General features: G+C 35.8%; 16 protein-coding genes. 7 read left to right on the top strand and 9 right to left on the bottom strand.

Annotated features, from left to right (window positions below; translation table 11 throughout):
• Positions 1-254 precede the first annotated feature (254 nt).
• The 5 genes from AC5RDS_RS03325 to AC5RDS_RS03305 form a co-directional block, all read right to left on the bottom strand.
• The gene (locus AC5RDS_RS03325; RefSeq protein WP_118102585.1) at positions 255-1,712 is read right to left on the bottom strand and encodes a thioredoxin fold domain-containing protein; all 1,458 of its coding nucleotides are present in this window, start codon (positions 1,710-1,712) and stop codon (positions 255-257) included.
• 74 nt (positions 1,713-1,786) lie between these two features.
• Positions 1,787-2,752: a fibrobacter succinogenes major paralogous domain-containing protein gene (locus AC5RDS_RS03320; protein ID WP_147348198.1), complete on the bottom strand. Its 966-nt coding sequence runs from the start codon at positions 2,750-2,752 to the stop codon at positions 1,787-1,789.
• Between the two features lie 10 nt (positions 2,753-2,762).
• Positions 2,763-3,734, bottom strand: a complete 972-nt coding sequence (locus AC5RDS_RS03315; protein WP_013612921.1) for a hypothetical protein — start codon at positions 3,732-3,734, stop codon at positions 2,763-2,765.
• Between the two features lie 2 nt (positions 3,735-3,736).
• Positions 3,737-5,281, bottom strand: coding sequence for a RagB/SusD family nutrient uptake outer membrane protein (locus AC5RDS_RS03310; RefSeq protein ID WP_046404399.1), 1,545 nt, complete (start codon positions 5,279-5,281; stop codon positions 3,737-3,739).
• 12 nt (positions 5,282-5,293) lie between these two features.
• Positions 5,294-7,369 carry a TonB-dependent receptor domain-containing protein gene (locus AC5RDS_RS03305; protein ID WP_494222207.1) on the bottom strand — a complete coding sequence of 692 codons (2,076 nt, stop codon included), beginning with the start codon at positions 7,367-7,369 and terminating at the stop codon, positions 5,294-5,296.
• A 195-nt stretch (positions 7,370-7,564) separates the two neighbouring features.
• On the opposite strand from AC5RDS_RS03305, the gene AC5RDS_RS03300 reads away from it, so the two are divergent.
• Entirely contained in the window at positions 7,565-7,768 is a 204-nt protein-coding gene (locus tag AC5RDS_RS03300) for a hypothetical protein (protein WP_140398599.1), read from the top strand.
• On the opposite strand, the gene AC5RDS_RS03295 is transcribed toward AC5RDS_RS03300, so the two are convergent.
• Positions 7,724-7,963 carry a hypothetical protein gene (locus tag AC5RDS_RS03295; protein WP_140398600.1) on the bottom strand — a complete coding sequence of 80 codons (240 nt, stop codon included), beginning with the start codon at positions 7,961-7,963 and terminating at the stop codon, positions 7,724-7,726. The genes AC5RDS_RS03300 and AC5RDS_RS03295 overlap by 45 nt on opposite strands.
• Positions 7,964-8,198: 235 nt before the next feature.
• On the opposite strand from AC5RDS_RS03295, the gene AC5RDS_RS03290 reads away from it, so the two are divergent.
• The 6 genes from AC5RDS_RS03290 (at position 8,199) to AC5RDS_RS03265 (ending at position 12,674) form a co-directional block, all read left to right on the top strand.
• Positions 8,199-9,122 (top strand): IS1595 family transposase, encoded by a 924-nt coding sequence (locus AC5RDS_RS03290; RefSeq protein WP_046403263.1) that lies wholly within the window; start codon positions 8,199-8,201, stop codon positions 9,120-9,122.
• A gap of 385 nt (positions 9,123-9,507) precedes the next feature.
• Positions 9,508-9,729 (top strand): BACON domain-containing protein, encoded by a 222-nt coding sequence (locus AC5RDS_RS03285; RefSeq protein ID WP_046403262.1) that lies wholly within the window; start codon positions 9,508-9,510, stop codon positions 9,727-9,729.
• Entirely contained in the window at positions 9,726-10,718 is a 993-nt protein-coding gene (locus AC5RDS_RS03280) for a WD40/YVTN/BNR-like repeat-containing protein (protein ID WP_494222206.1), read from the top strand. The genes AC5RDS_RS03285 and AC5RDS_RS03280 overlap by 4 nt, the downstream gene beginning before the upstream one ends.
• A 150-nt stretch (positions 10,719-10,868) precedes the next feature.
• Complete coding sequence (locus tag AC5RDS_RS03275; RefSeq protein WP_140398601.1) at positions 10,869-11,378, top strand: hypothetical protein; 510 nt, start codon at positions 10,869-10,871, stop codon at positions 11,376-11,378.
• A gap of 551 nt (positions 11,379-11,929) precedes the next feature.
• Complete coding sequence (locus AC5RDS_RS03270; RefSeq protein WP_046403257.1) at positions 11,930-12,112, top strand: hypothetical protein; 183 nt, start codon at positions 11,930-11,932, stop codon at positions 12,110-12,112.
• Positions 12,096-12,674, top strand: coding sequence for a GNAT family N-acetyltransferase (locus AC5RDS_RS03265; RefSeq protein ID WP_087384395.1), 579 nt, complete (start codon positions 12,096-12,098; stop codon positions 12,672-12,674). The genes AC5RDS_RS03270 and AC5RDS_RS03265 overlap by 17 nt, the downstream gene beginning before the upstream one ends.
• Here AC5RDS_RS03265 and AC5RDS_RS03260 read toward each other — a convergent pair.
• From AC5RDS_RS03260 to AC5RDS_RS03250, 3 genes are all read right to left on the bottom strand, one after another.
• Positions 12,666-14,234 (bottom strand): STN domain-containing protein, encoded by a 1,569-nt coding sequence (locus AC5RDS_RS03260; RefSeq protein ID WP_494222205.1) that lies wholly within the window; start codon positions 14,232-14,234, stop codon positions 12,666-12,668. The two genes, AC5RDS_RS03265 and AC5RDS_RS03260, sit on opposite strands and share 9 nt — an antisense overlap.
• Before the next feature lie 80 nt (positions 14,235-14,314).
• Positions 14,315-15,424 (bottom strand): FecR family protein, encoded by a 1,110-nt coding sequence (locus AC5RDS_RS03255; RefSeq protein ID WP_013612918.1) that lies wholly within the window; start codon positions 15,422-15,424, stop codon positions 14,315-14,317.
• An 87-nt stretch (positions 15,425-15,511) separates the two neighbouring features.
• Positions 15,512-16,090: an RNA polymerase sigma-70 factor gene (locus AC5RDS_RS03250; protein ID WP_013612917.1), complete on the bottom strand. Its 579-nt coding sequence runs from the start codon at positions 16,088-16,090 to the stop codon at positions 15,512-15,514.
• Between the last annotated feature and the right edge of the window lie 174 nt (positions 16,091-16,264).

The following is a 16,264-nucleotide window of genomic DNA, read 5'->3' as shown; positions in this document are numbered from 1 at the left end:
AGTCGGGACAAAATATTAATACCGGAACAAAGATCTTTGAGTAATAACAAATCCCAGGCTTAGGAAAGTCTGGGATTTGTGCATAAAAAATCCCCTGAGTTTTTCAGAGGATTTAGTAATTTCAGAAATCTTACATTCACGATACATTAAATAATGCCTCATCAAAAGTAAACTTTAAGAGGTATTATTTTTAAATTTTTTACGAACTCTACAAAATCTTAACTTCCTGTAAAATAGTACATAACGACCCAAAATTATTCATCTCCCAAAATTTCTTTCAATTCTTTCAAAAAAATATCCGTATCCCGTGCTCCCTGCAATTTACCCACAATATTTCCTTCAGCATCCAAAATAAACATTGTCGGAAATGCATTTACATCAAACTTTTTGCGTAAAGCAATCCCTTCACCTTTTTCCATATCTACTTTCAAAGGAATAAAATGTTTTTTAAAATAGTCACCGACAACCTTTTGTGTAAATACCCGTTCATTCATCATCTTACAAGGGCCACACCAAACGGTATAACAATCCATAAACACCATTTTCCCCTCTTTGCCCGCTTTCTTCAAGGCTTCTTCATAAATCAAATCCTGAAATTGGACACCTTCCCGGTTTTCCAGATTGGAAATAGCCTGTTCATAATAGCTCAAAGGAGGTCTTTGCAAATCTTTGGAACGTTCTTTCAAGTATCCGATCAACAAATCCCGCTCTTGATTGGGTAATCCTTTGATATCCCCCAAACACACATCCAGATTCATGGCCAATTCCTTATGACATCCCGGAATTCCAGCCCGCATGGCTTCAATCATTTTATCGTACTTCTTTTCTCCCCGATACTTGGTTATATTATACAAAGCAAAAACCCCGTTTGTATCGGGTAGATTACATTTGTGCAATTCCAATGCCAGATCTACCATCAGATTACCATCATAAGGAGTCGTTCCGCAGGCATAAGGGAACAATTTGGCAAAGTAAATCCCGGAAATAAATCTATCCACTTTCTCCTGCCCTATATTTTTCACAAACTCAGCTTTCCGGGTAATCAGCTTTTTAAACAATTCATCTTCATTGGTCCGTATTTTCTGCATAAAATATTTCCAGTTCTCTTCCTTCGGCAATTGTTTATCCTTTAAACGGGCAAAAATATCTTCTATCACTTTTTTAGCTTTCTCATCCTCAGAGGCTGTATTTAAAACATCGGCATAAGCACGTAAAAATTTCAGGTTACGTTCTCCTTTTTCATAACGCCGGTTCATTTCCGGCAGTGTAGTTTTCGGATCCAGGGCCTTCGCAAGCAATTCCTGAAATTCCGGTAACTGATGCCCGCCAACAATCCGGTAAATCAAATTTCCGTCCTGATCCAATACAATATAATGGGCCATTTGGAGTGTATTGTATTTGGTAGCTAACGGACGTCCCTCATTCGTAGTTATATCGATAAAAAGGTTTACGAAATGCCGGTCCATCCAGTCGGCAAACTGCTGGTCACTGAAAACCAGTTGGTTCATCCCGTGACAAGGCACAGCCCAATCAGCAAAACAATTTACAAAAATAGGCTTATTCACCTCCCGGGCTTTTTTTAAAGCCTCTTCAAATGAATAAATATATTTCATTTTTACATCTGTTTTTACTTTATCTCCATATATACTCTGTGCTTTTACACTCACTACTACACCTAAAAGCAGCACAAAAGCCAACATCAATTTTTTCATAAAATCTTCTTTTAAATTAATTAACAATCCCAAATTATTCCTGTAACATATCTGAATAACTCCATACTACCGGCTTATTCTTTTATACAACGTACGCTATAAGCCGCCGTCAAATTGGAGGTTCCCCGCAGAATCCCTTCATACACTTTTGAAGCAGCACGAATAATACCTGTCTGAACGGAATCACTCTGCACAATCTTGGAAGATGACCAAAAATAAGCATTCATATCTTTATTCATATAAGGAGTTCCATAGGCAAAAGTTCCATAGGCCCGGGTACCTCCATACAATATTCTGAAACCGGTACCTTCTTCCTTCAATAGCATACCGGCCTGTTTCCCGCGCCATTGTTCCAATAATCCGAGTTCATCGCCGTCCATATAAAGTTCTGTTTCCAATTTTTTCCAGTCTTCATCGGTCGGCAAACGCCATCCATCTGGCAAAGCCTTTAGAGCTGCATCATAAGTATACAACAAACCGTACTTTTCTGCATATCCGTCATTCTCTTCCTCCGCATTCAAAAAATATTCCTCTGCCGTCAAACCGATAGTCTTTGTTTTAGTTTCTGCCAGGATTTGATTTAATGTTTCCACCGTGGATTGCATGGAAGGATACCACGTTACCATATCAGCAATTAAATTTACAATACTCACTGCCGAACCAGGGTAGTCAAGATACATCATAACAAAAGATGCCGGGGAAAAAAAAGGTACTTCCGGTAAAGGATCGCTACTGATCTTCCCGTCATTTATAGCATTCTGTACAACCTCATCGAACAGGGCCCGAGCAGGTTCAATGCGGTTTGTATCCAAATTCTCCTCCCGATAAGTATAACAACCGTCTACACTTCCTAAAGGCAGACGGTAGGCCAAATTTTCCGCCATCCAGGTCTGGTCTCCGATAGTCACACAACGGTAGATCTTTCCATCCCTTGAATCAGTATATTCCGAAAAGACTCCTTCCGGTCCGATCAAAGAATTTTCATCTTCACAAGACCACCACGCCAACATTCCGAATAATATATATATGATCTTTTTCATAATACCCGTTTTACAATTCAACACCCAATTTTTCAGTAATAATCTCATACAACACCTCATATTTTTCCATGACCAGGGGATAAGTACCCCATTGTTCACGGAAAACCTCATCCGAACCAGTAGCCAGTATAACTTTTACAAAACACTCCAGATCTCTCTGGGTATCATAAGGAGTAAACAATCCACCTCCCCACTCATCTCCCATAACGAAACCGAAACGGCCTGTAACAGCCCGCGCCTCTACCCGTTGCTCTTCCAAAGCCTCCCCGGTCAGACTACCCGTATAATCCGGATTCAAGACATCACAATTCCAGTAAGTAGTAATGGTATTATCCACCTCCGACCAATACTTTGTCCCGTACCAGTTCGCATCGGAAACTTTGTTGAAATATGCCAAGTCTTCTGAATAATTTTTGATTTTTTGAGTTACCATATTCCTTTTCATATTCAACAGAATATCCCCGGGATTTTCTCCTTCCCAATTTCCCATAATCATAGTTAACGTACGGAAACCTATCATAAACTGTTGATCGACTTCTGTCACCTCCCTGTTATCCAAATTTTTAGTTGTCACCGATTCCGGGACAAAAAAACAAAAAGGGAATAAAGCTTTGTCAGCATCTCTCAGGTATTGCCCGATCCAGGTCAGTACTTCCAATTGTTTTTCCGGATCAGTTATATACTGATAATGATATTCCAGTTTTTTATAACTATCGTATCCCCAAGCCAAATCCAGTTTTTCATATTGATAAACCGGTTGCCCATGGACGTCTGTTTTCAAAAATATCCTCCCGATCGTATCATTGAAATATACCGGTATCCCATAAGTTTCATAAATTTCATAAATCCGATGCTTTACAGGATCGTCAGGATCATCCTGTATAACATACAATTCATCCAGATTTATCCGGGATTCCAATGTACTTTCCTTACTGCACGCTATCATTAGCAGGCAGAAACATATATATATAAACCTTCTCATAATCAATCAAAATTTGCATTAATTACCTCTGTTAATCTTCGCATCGGTCTGACATTATCAGGCATATCGGTATCAAATTCCAATACTGATTTAGGAATAGAAAATACATAAGCCGGATCATCGATTTCCAGACGGAAAACTTCTCCACGCATGAATTTCATTTTACTATCCCAATCGTATACAGCAAAAACACGCTCTATTGCTTTCCGTAAAGGAGCTTTCCGACACACAGCATACCTCCGCAGATCAAACCACCTGTGCCCTTCAATACACAATTCCCTGCGACGTTCTTTCCGTACTTCCTCTATCACAGTGTTCTGATCATAACTTACATCCTGCCAACCTTCAATCCTGTTTCTCCGGAAAATATTCAACCAATCCGACGCCCCTGAGGGATCGTCAAGCATCGCACATGCCTCAGCAATATTCAGGTAAGCTTCTGAAATCCGTAATAAAAATAAATCCGAAACATATGACTGATGTAAACCACGTTTATATTTACGTCCCAATGCTATGCTGTCACTGGAAGAAGCCGGAGTAAAAAACAATTCTTTCCGGTAATCATTATCTGCATATAACCGATACAATCCGTTAGCAATACAAAAATCACCGCCATTACCGGTAAAAGCATTTTGTACGTTTAATGAGCCCTGAGAAAACAATATTTCCGGATTGGTCCTGGAAATAACCTCATCTTCATCCTTCACAACAGCATAATCTTTCAGTGAAGATTTGATTTTTAACAGATCATCTGCAGCCTGCCAGGCGTTTTTCCAATCCTGCATGTAAAGATATACACGGCTTAACAGTAATAGCGAAGCTTCCCCGGAAGCCCTGTAAAATAAACGTGTCTGCGGACTTTGGGTAAAATAATCCACTGCTGCTTTCAGATCTTTCACGATTTGTTCATATACTTTCGCAACCGATACACGTTCAAACTGAGAAGCCTTGTCTTTATCGTGCTCTACATATCCTGTCAGTTTCAAAGGAATTCCCAGGGTTGTCTCTGCATTTTCCGGATCGTAGGCCTGAGCATAAATGTTTACAAGCAGGAAATAAAACTGTGCACGTAAAAAATGCGTTTCCCCTCTGACTCTCAAAGCATCCAGCCGTTCTTCTTCGGTAGCCGGATTTAAATCTTCGATTTCATCCAAAATAATATTAGTGACATTGATCCGGCGATAAAGATCATCCCAAAGGGCATTATCTGCAGCCAGCTCATCTCCTTTATAGCTCCTTCCCACCTCCATTTGCCAGGTGGTATAACCGAAATAAGCCGAATTCATAGCTGAATTCCATATTCTGTTTTCAGCCTGATCAGTAATTACGGTATTGATATCGTCGTCCAGTATATGCAGCCACCAACCAATATCTCCCCAAGCTAAATCTTGTACTTCTTCCTTGCTGGGTATATATACACTTCCAAGTAATACCTCATCCAGATCCGATACCGATTTCACCACGACCATATCCTGGGAGTAGTCATCCAGATAGCCACAGCGAACCAATATCATCACAGCCAATACAAGTAATATATTCTTTTTCATTCTACTGTTTTTTTAAAAAGTTACATTCAATTGGAAAGTATACGAAGGCCTTACCGACAAATTGGGTTTTGCAAAACCAGCCTGCGACGGATCCTGTCCCTTCAGAGCTTTTGCAGAAACTGTAAAAAGATTCATACTGTTGAGGCTCAATTGCACATTTGAAAACGGAGTCTTCCTCAACCATTCGGTATTCAGCGTATAACGCAACGACAAAGAAGAACATTTCAAATAATTACCGCTCACTACACGTATATCGGATTTATCGTACATATCCCACACACTATTAGCAAATTGCTGAATGTGAGAAATATCTGAACTCGTCACAGAAGAAAAATGAACAAGAGAACTGAAATAATCTGGATCCGAAGGACTTAAAATCACCGGAACATTGGTATTCAATTCATCTCCCGGAGCCATCCAACGATTAACAAATTCCTTTCTTATATTTTTTTCAGCACTTACTCCATTCAAAATCGGTTCATAAAGACTGAATAAACGCACTTTCGATCCCAGACTATAAGACATATTCACAGAAAGTGAAAGACTTTTATAGGTTAGTGAAGTCGACAAACTACCTGTAAAAATCGGATCCCGTTGCCCGCTTTTTTCCATAGTCATCAGAACAATATCTTCCAATTCCCGGTCTTCCAGTAAATGCATACGATCTGCATAATCATTAAATACAGGGATGCCGTTCGCAGGATTAAGGCCCAGGAAACGATAAGAATAAAAACTACTGACCGCCTCTCCATCTACCAATGCAGTTCCGTTTAAATAAGAATCTATCGTATATTTTTCTACTGTCTGAGAACGCACTTTATTCAGGTTACCTGAAAAATAAGTATACAGATTCCATTGCCAGTCACGGGTTTTCACCGGAATTCCGGACAAACCGACAGAATAACCATTATTTTCCAGGTTCCCCCCATTCATGACATAAGAATGGCCCGGTACCCCGTTCACAGAAGAGACCTGCACGGTCGTAAAACAATCTTCCGTCTTTTTCAGGTATAATGTTCCGTTTATCCCTATGCGGTTGTCCAGAAAGGAAAGATCCAATTCCACATTGAACTGACGGGTTTCTTCCCATTTCAGATTCGGATTCGGATAACGGGCTACAGTTGAAATATTTTCATTATACATCGGATTAATTGTCCCTTGTCTCAGTATCAGGTTCGGACTCTGGTCTTCCAACATATTTCCCTGTATTCCGTAAGAAGTCCTTAAACGCATATTTGAAATAAAATCTGCATGCTTCATAAATGTTTCTTTCAGATTCCACATTCCCGAAACCGACCAGATAGGGAGGAATTTTTCATTACTACGGCTTCCGAATTTATTGGAAGCATCAAAACGTCCGTTGGCATTTAAGGTGAAATAATCTTTATAGCTGTAACTTAATGTCAGGTAACCCGAAATCTCATGGTTGATACCATGTAACAATGACCGGTGATTTTTATTGATCCAGGTCTGGTAGTGCGGATAATCCTCCAGATTCACATTGTCAATGAACTGCAATCCCCGTTCTTTCACAAATCCTCTGTTCTCATCCGCAATACTCCTGGAAGTACTTCCGTTCAATTCAAAACCTCCCATCACAGACGCCAAATGTTGCCGGTTTTCCCCGAACATCTTCCGGAATTCCACCTGAGTCCGGAAAGTATAAGAATCTTGTTCCGAATTATTGGTGTTCAGTATACCTCCATAAGGTAAAATACAATTCCCTGCATCTCCCGTTTTTCCAAGTTCTTCATATTCGGCATTTTTCAAGCGGGCTATATAATGGCTTTTTTCTCCCCACCATTGCTCCTGTAAAGTGCTGCTGTGCATATAATTTCCAGCAACGGAAAGCTCCAGGTCTTCCAGGATGTTGTAACGCAAAGTCAGATTCGCCCCTAAAGTACTTCCCCGGTAATCATTAGAACTATTTCTGATTTCATTCAGAATATTATATCTGAACTGTTTATGACTTACATTACTTCCTCCATAACCAATAGCATCATAATAAAATAAAGAACCGTCTTCATCATAACACGGAATAGCCCGGGAAGTATTATAAGCATAATCCATCGCATCAATATCAGGCATCAGGTGATTTTTCCGCTGAATATTCCCGTTTAAAGAAAAATTAGCCCTTATTTTCGGTGAAAAATTAAGGTAACTATATACATCCTTACAGTAAATTATAATAATTAATTATTTGATTTATATATTATTATAATAGGATATATATAGTTTTGAAAAAAGCGAATTTTAGGGTAAAATTAATTTTTAAATATTATTATGGAAAAACAAACAGACCCAATTCAAGTAAAAAGAATGCTTGATGAAATAGCATTAAAATTAAATCTTCCTCTTGAAGATGATAGAGTATTTGCAGCTTTATTGGATAAAGAAATAAGATGTTTTTCTGAAGAAGTATATGAAAAACTTCTAAATCCTTTATATTTCAGAAAGGAAGCTACTGCTGAAACTTTGATTTTGTAAATTAGAATTAAATTTGTCAAACTCTTCTTCTGTTGCTAATATAACATCTTCTCGTTTAAGAGAAATTCCCGAAAGGTTATAATTACTTACTTTAAAAAATTCATTATTGATAGATATATCATCTATCTGAAAAATCTGCCCTTTATATTCTCCTTTTAAAACTTTGATATAATTTCCAATTTTAAAAACTTTCATAACAATTTCATTAATATACTCTTTTGCTAAGATAGAATAATCATAAGAAGAAAACAAAATTTATATATGATTTTCTTAATTTCTTTTTACAAGACTTCTATTTCCTTAACTTTCTTCTAAAGATTCCTTGCTTACTTTTGCAAAAGAGAAAGTAAACATAATAAATATATTATTACTTATTTTAATGTAAAAATAATAGATTTTATTGTTTATTTTTTAGTAAAAGTAATTCTTTATGAAGTTGTATTTGAAAAGATTCCGTTCACTAATGGAATTGTTAGAAACTTTCCCGACAGATGAATCTTGTATTATTTATCTTGAAAATATTCTTTGGCACAATAAGGTTATTTCTCCTTTTGATAAAAAATCACAAGTTTATCATTTAGGAAATCATAGGTATATGTGCAAAAACACTCAAAAGATATTCCATGTCAAAATAGGAACAATCTTTCAAGGAACAAAAGTACCTATGAGAAAATGGTTTATTGCTATATGGTTAATTATTTCTCACAAAAAGGGTATTTCATCTTTACAGCTATCAAGAGATATACAAGTCACTCAAAAGACAGCTTGGTATATGCTGCAGAAAATCAGAACCTGTTTTATATGTAGAAATAAGGGAAAGCTAAAAGGAAAAGTAGAATGTGATGAAACTTTTGTAGGTGGCAAAAACAAAAATCGTCATTGGGATAAGAAAGTAAAGAACTCTCAAGGAAGGTGCTTTATTGATAAAACTCCTGTTTTAGGTATGCTTCAAAGAAAAGGAAAGGTTATTTGCAGAGTAATCAAAAACACTTCTAAATATGAACTTACTCCCAAAATATTAGAATATATTGATTCTGCTGCTATACTTTATACTGATGAATGGCAAGGATATAATGAAGTAGCAGAAATGTATGAACATTATTCAGTAGATCATAGCAGAGGACAATATGCCGATGGTGATATTTGTACTAATACAATAGAGGGATTTTGGTCTTTATTAAAGAGAGGTATTATAGGAATATATCACCATTTAAGTAGAGAACATTTACAATTCTATGTAAATGAGTTTTGTTTCAGATATAATACAAGAAAAATTAGTGATTTTAGCAGATTCAATCTATTACTTAGGAATATAAAATTCCAATTAACTTATCAGCAGATAATTGCCGCATAAGATTAGTTTTAGAATTTTTTTGTCTTGATATATGAAAACGATTATATTTGCATTAGCTCTTAGAGCTAACATATTTTAGAAAAATAAGAGTGCCTACTCAATTAAAATCGCCAATTTTAAAGTACACAGGCACAGGTCAATCCATTTATACAGTGGGTTGTCTGTCTACGTGTACACAGGTGTTTGGCGATACCTAATTGAGTGTGGACAGCAACCCACTCTTTTTGTGTTTAATATCTTCTAATTGGTTGCAGGGGAAAAATAATTTGATGTTATATCATTTATGAATGAATTAATGAATTTGTTAGGGGGTGTTATATTACTATGATTCAGAAATAATCGTTTTTTTTTTTTTTTTGCGGCCATAGAATTAAAAAATAAAATTATGGCAACAAAAGACTTTATCACTTACTCTCCTAATACAGGAAATAAGAAGCAAACAATTTCAGTTACAGCTTCTAAAAATATTTCTTCTGAAAGAAATACAGTTTTAAGTATCTCTGCTAAGGGGATAACAAAAACTATTAATATTAATCAAAAGAAAGGAATTTCTGTTGCAGTTATAGTAGGACAAAATGGTAATATTTTTAAAATACAACTAGAATGAAAATAGAACTTATAAAAATCAAATTATTTAGTGCGTTAATATGCATCTTTATGTTTTATTCGTGTGATCCGGAACATAGAGAAACAATAGAACCAGAAAAACCATCAATTGAGAATCCGGAAGAACCTGAGGGACCAGAGTCTCCTGATGAGCCGGAAATACCATCAACGAATACAATAATCAATTTAAATAATGAATTTATGATAGTAGGAAGTAATAGTTGGAATTCAGTTGCCTATGGCAATGGAATATTTGTAGTTGGAGGAGAGAAAGGTTATGTAACTACTTCTACTGATGAAGGAGAAACATGGTCAACTCCAAAACAATTAGTTACAACAGGATCTTGGAGCAATGTTATTTATGCCAATGGAAGTTTTATGATGTTAAATTTTTATAATGGGAAACTTGCAACTTCAAAAGATGGAACAATATGGACAATAGGAGATACATACTCACTAAACTATTGGAGAAGTTTAGCCTATGGTAATGGGATATATGTAGCTGTGGGGCCAAGTAATGGTATAATGATGACATCTTCTGATGGCAAAACATGGACTAAAAAGACTGTTGGTTCAATAACATGGAAAGATGTTGCTTATGGCAATGGTATATTTATTGCAATTGCTGATGGTTATTATTTCACAACATCAACTGATGGAATAACATGGACAAATCCAAAAAGAATATCTAATGCAGAACGAGGATATGATATTATTACTTTTGGTAATGGTAAATTTGTAGTAGCAGAGGGGTATAGAGGTAATACACAAACTACAACTGATGGAGTAACATGGACAACTCCTAATACAAGTTCTGGAAATCATAGTTGGCAAGATATAGCTGCTGGTAATGGAAAATTTATATTAGTAGGAAATCGTGGTTATATTGCAACTTCTACTGATGGAATTACCTGGGCTCCTACTCAAATTAAGGATGAAGCAGGAAGCCCTGTTACACTTATATTATATGGTGTTGGTGCAACGCAATAGAGATTACTTCTTTTTAGTTTTTAATAAAAACTCATCCAATTTTTGAAGTTCAGCCGGGCATCTGTCCGGCTCTTTTTATGCTGCTTTATTTTAAAATATTATTTTTTTTGCAATTATTAAATTTTAAATTACTTTTAAAATAAAAATGATATGAATATGTTAGAAGATCAAATTAGAAAGAACATTTTAAATTCTTTTACTCAATCAGAAGTGGAAAAAGGTGTTTATACTGACAATTGGTTGAATAGAAAACTTGGTAGGGTTGGAAAAGAATATACTAAAAAAGAAGGAAATAAGAAAGAAAAAGATAATTTGATAAATTCAAAAAATATTATAGTACAAAAAAGAAATAATAAATTATTAACTCCTGAGAATTTTTCAATTAAAGAATTTTTTAATAAAAATGAAATTGAAAATACTACTTTGGATGGGGAAATTACAAGAGACGATTTTGATGAAGAAATGACATTTCAAGATCTTGATCATGACGCTTTAAGAAGGGAAATTAAAAAAGGAAAAGTTAGTATAAAATATAAGGATGGTACTTTTATTGATGATTTAGGTAAGTTTATTAAAGATAGTAAATATATAAAATATAATAGTGAGGAAGGATTTGTAGATAGAAGTAAACTTCATAAGGAAAATCCTTTTAAAAAGTAGAAATAATAAAATAAATAAAAGTATTTCAGGAACCCTTTGTATTTATGTAGACAATACCAGAGAAATTGGGTTTCTGAATTTTTTTGTTGCTAATATAGCTATAACAAAAGGAGGTATATTGGAAGAACCTATAACACTATCTTCAATTGTAAGATAAGTACTAATATTAGTATTATCATGACCATATTCAATATATAAATAACTAATATTAATAATAGAAGATATTGTATATTATAAAAAAGTAGCTATATTTGCAATAGAATGAGGATATTATTTAGCAATATGGAAAATACAACAAGTATATCAAGTAAAAAGAAAAGACTTTCTAAAGGGGACAGATTAAATTGGACCCCTTTAAGAGATGTACAGCCTGTAAGATTAAAAGAATGTTCTGCTTCTTCACGTAGATTATCTAAAGTAAGTTTATCTAAAATAAATAGAAACGTAACATCTTTTTTAATTCCGTGAATTTTGATTATAGTAGCTATATTTGCTATAGAATAGGGATATTATTTAGTAATAAGAGAGAGAAGTATTAAATTTATAGTATTATGGCACGACCAATACAAGATACACCAGTTATAACCGGAAGAGATGCAGAGAAATTCCGCACTAATCTTCGGCGTGCTTTATATCCATCTTTGAAGGAGAAAAAGGAAAAGGAAAAGCGATACAAAGAAATGGAAGAAATGTATACTAAAATGGTGAAAGCAACTAATGGCGTTTTCTTCTGACCTTCTGATTAAAGTTGATTCAGGTGAATTTATTTTCAAAAAACTCACTTTGGGCGACACAATAAAACCATTTAAATGTAATAATCAAGACTTAGCAGATTTCTTAATCAATGATGCAAAAATTTATCTCAAATATTTGAGGTATACTACATTCATTATTGAAAGCAGAGATATAACAGTAGCTTATTATAGCCTTGCAAATGATGTACTAAAACTAGATCCAAAAGTTGATATAGATTTGGATGATAAAATTAAACTTGGTATCGAAGATAAAGATTATTCATTTCAGGAATATATGTTTTCACAAAATATCTTCCCCGCAGTAAAAATAGGTAGATTGGCAGTACATGAGGATTTAAGGAATAAAGGATACGGGACTGATATAATTAAATTGCTGGTAGCCAGTTTTAAAAATAACAATAAGACTGGATGTCAATTTATAACCATAGATGCCATCAATTCAAATGAAACATTAAAATTCTATGAGAAGAATGGATTTGAATATGTGACAGTATGTGACGTTAATCAGGAATCAAGGCAAATGTATAAGATACTAATATAATATTCTTTTACACCCTTTTACAAGGGTTATACTGTAAAGATGTATATAGTTACCAAAATTAATATCCAGGTTTACCATTGCCGTATACCGTTCCGTTTTTGTTGTTTTCGATACCCCATCCTCGAAGTTGGCTCCTAACGAAACATAATAACGCATACTTTCCGATCCTCCGGACACCCCGAAGGTATGGTCATGGGAATAGGCATCCTGAGTCAAAATATCGAACCAATCGGTATTGACTGTCTCATAACGCAACACTTCCTGTTTAAAACCAGCATAATCAGTCAGACCGGAATAATAACGGTACAAAGCTCCTTCATATCCGACTTTAGGCATATTCGACGGAAACTGATAATGTAAATCGCTCAATTCTTTTCCGAACTGTACCCGTTCCCGGGAATCCATCAGATTTATGCTCCGGTCCGAATACCGGGGACGGCGGGTCAATTTCGATGTATGGTTATAGGAAAAACGGGCAGGTCCAATAGAACCTTTTTTTGTTGTTACGACAATCACGCCATTGGCAGCCTTAGTTCCGTAAAGTGCTGTCGCCGAAGCATCCTTCAACACATCGATCCGGTCTATGTCCTGAGGATTTATTCCGGCAATCGCATTTCCGACAATATTGATATAATCCGGATTATTCAAATCCTCCACACTGACATTCACCGGATCATGCATAATAAAACCATCCAGTACCCACAAAGGTTCACGGTTACCAATCAGAGTTGAAGTTCCGCGTACCCGTATCCTGGGAGTTGCACCCACTTCACCGGAATTGGTAATTAACATCAGTTCGGGAATCCTTCCTTCCAAAGCCTGGTCAATACTACTCATTCCGGGAACCAATACATCCGAAGCCTTCACCGAGGTAATAGCACTGGTAGAACGCCGCTTATCGACTTTCTGATAGCCGGTTACCACAACTTCTTCCATCCCTACAATCAACTCTTCCATCACAATCCGAAGTGTATCTGTCGTTCGTTCTGTAAAATTCACTTTCTGTGAAACATATCCTATAAAAGAAAACTCAAGTGTTCCCCGCTCCAACGGAAGTTGAATGGAAAAATAACCTTTATGATTGGTAGAAGTCCCCAACATCATATCTGCCAATTTTACCGTTACTCCCGGTAACGGATGTTTCTGGCGATCAGTAACAAATCCCTTCAATAAAATCGATTTTGATTTTTCTGACGGAGAATTTACCTTCTTTTTAATTACCACTGTTTTTTGTTCAATCACATATTCCATACCGGAACCTTCCAACAGGGCATCCAATGCCTGTTGTAAAGTAACCTCTTTCAGGGAAAGGGTAATGTTGTTCAAAGAGCGGACATCCTCTGAATTAAATACAAATTCATAAGGAATTTGCTGCCGGATATTCTCTATGACCTTGAAAAACGGAGCCCGTTGAAAATTGAATGTTATTTTCGGATTATCTCTTTGTCCAAATAACTGTCCGAAATAAAAGACACTCAAAATCAAGAAAATAAATGGTTTGAGTTTAAAAATTCTATACTTCGGCAGATTACCGAAGTATAATCTTCGTTTTTTTTTCATAGTTTTGTAGAATTAATACAACTTGTTAATATTATTAGCAGGTTTTACACGAAAAGTGGGGTCAACACTTTTCGTGTTTTTTATCTCTGTATAATGATTTTCTTTCCATTAACCCGGTATTTTACCTGGTTTGTCAAAGCTATTTTCTGCAGCACTTCTTCGAGGTTTTCACTTCGCTCCACATAAAGGTAAAACCGCATTTTTTTCAAATCTTCCGTTTCATAGTCCACTTGCATATCATACCAACGGGCTAGTTCATCCATTATAGTTTCCAAAGCAACATCCTTAAAAATGAATTCCCCGTTTTTCCAAGCTAAAACAGTCATCAAATCCGCATTATGCAACAACATCTTCTCTTCTCTTACTTCACACTGCTGACCAGGTTCCAACTGCAAAACCTGATTTTTATGCACTATTTTCACACAACCGGAAACCAATGTCGTGAAAGAAGGGCCCGTCGGATATGCTCTTACATTAAATTGCGTTCCCAACACCTTAACGCAGGCTCCTTCAAATTCCACCAAAAAGGGACGCAGACTATCCTGTGTAACTTCAAAATAGGCTTCTCCCGTCAAATATACTTTTCGTTCATCCCCAAAAACATCCGGAAAACGAAGGGACGATTCGGCATTCAGGTATATCCGTGTCCCATCGGACAGAACCAATCGATATTCTCCACAACGCGGAACAATAATTTCATGGAAACGCTCCGTCATTTCTTTCTTCTGAATGACAGTACCGAGTTGCAATCCCTCTGAAATTTCATTCTTAAAACCAACTTTTAAAGAATCTTTCAATGTACCTTTATTCAGATCATGCTGAATACCGTCTGAGGTTATCAACCGTACAGGAATCGTTCTTGAAAAAGTTTTCTCCATTTTTACCCCGGAGAAAAAATGATCTCCCCAAAATATTCCAATCCCAAGAATCACACTGGCGGCAACCAAACTCATCTGCCTCATCCGACGTCTTCTCATCTGCCTGTAAGGATCCAATTTTCTCCAAACACGTTTCATATTTTCCGGAGAAGGATTCTCTACCATACTTTCTTCACAATAATAGTTATAAGTATCTTCGAGAAAATTCCGGTTTTCTTCTCCCATCTCCCCCCATCTCTCCACTTCTTGTTTTTCTTTTTCTGAAGCTTCTCCCAAAGCCCAATTCCTTATAATTTTCCAATCAATTTTCATAATTTTTCACACTCTCTTTATATAAAGACGAGTATTTTTTAAATCAGGGTACAAAAACGAAATTTTTTTAGAAAAAAAATAAAAATTCTATAATTGCTCCCAATATTTCAGGAAACAATAGAGCAAAGGCAAAGAACTCCGTATAAATTTATATGCTCTCTTTATGTGGGTGTGGACTGTCAATTCTGAAATATTCAATGTTTCTGCTATCTCACGATAACTCATATCGCGGAATACTTTTAATTCCAATACCCGTCTTTGTTGCTCAGGTAATTTATCCAGACATGCTTTCACCTTTTCCAATAAATCCTCATTATCTTCATATTCTATTGTCCCGGAAAAAATCAAAGCTTCTGTCAATTTATCCTGATTGATGTCTATCACCTGTAAATGTTTAAAATAATCCAGACAAGCATGTTTTACAGAAGCATAAAGATAACTTTTCAGATGGGTACTTTCGGGAATTGAAAGCGAAGAAGTCCAGAGCGAACAAAACACTTCCTGAACCACATCTTCCGCTAATTCACGATTCATCAGATAAGCCAAAGCAAAACGATATAATCCCGCATAATAACGATTAAAAACCACTTCAAAAGCCCTATACGACTTAAGTTTCAGTTGTTTCATCAAGCAATCATCCGAAATTTCTATCTTTTTACCAGGCATAATCAAATTTAAACCGCCTAAAAATATCAAATTATTTAGAATCGTGACATAATCGTATCGATTTTTTCCATGCTGGTTTATATCTACAGCCTGGTATTCTAAAAAAAAGCTTTAAATTCGCATATAGCGATGCGGAAACAACGTTATGCCGTGTCAAGGACAAACCATGAAAAG

The sequence above is a fragment of the Odoribacter sp. genome (assembly GCF_985060555.1).
This window is presented reverse-complemented; position numbering and strand designations above follow the sequence as displayed.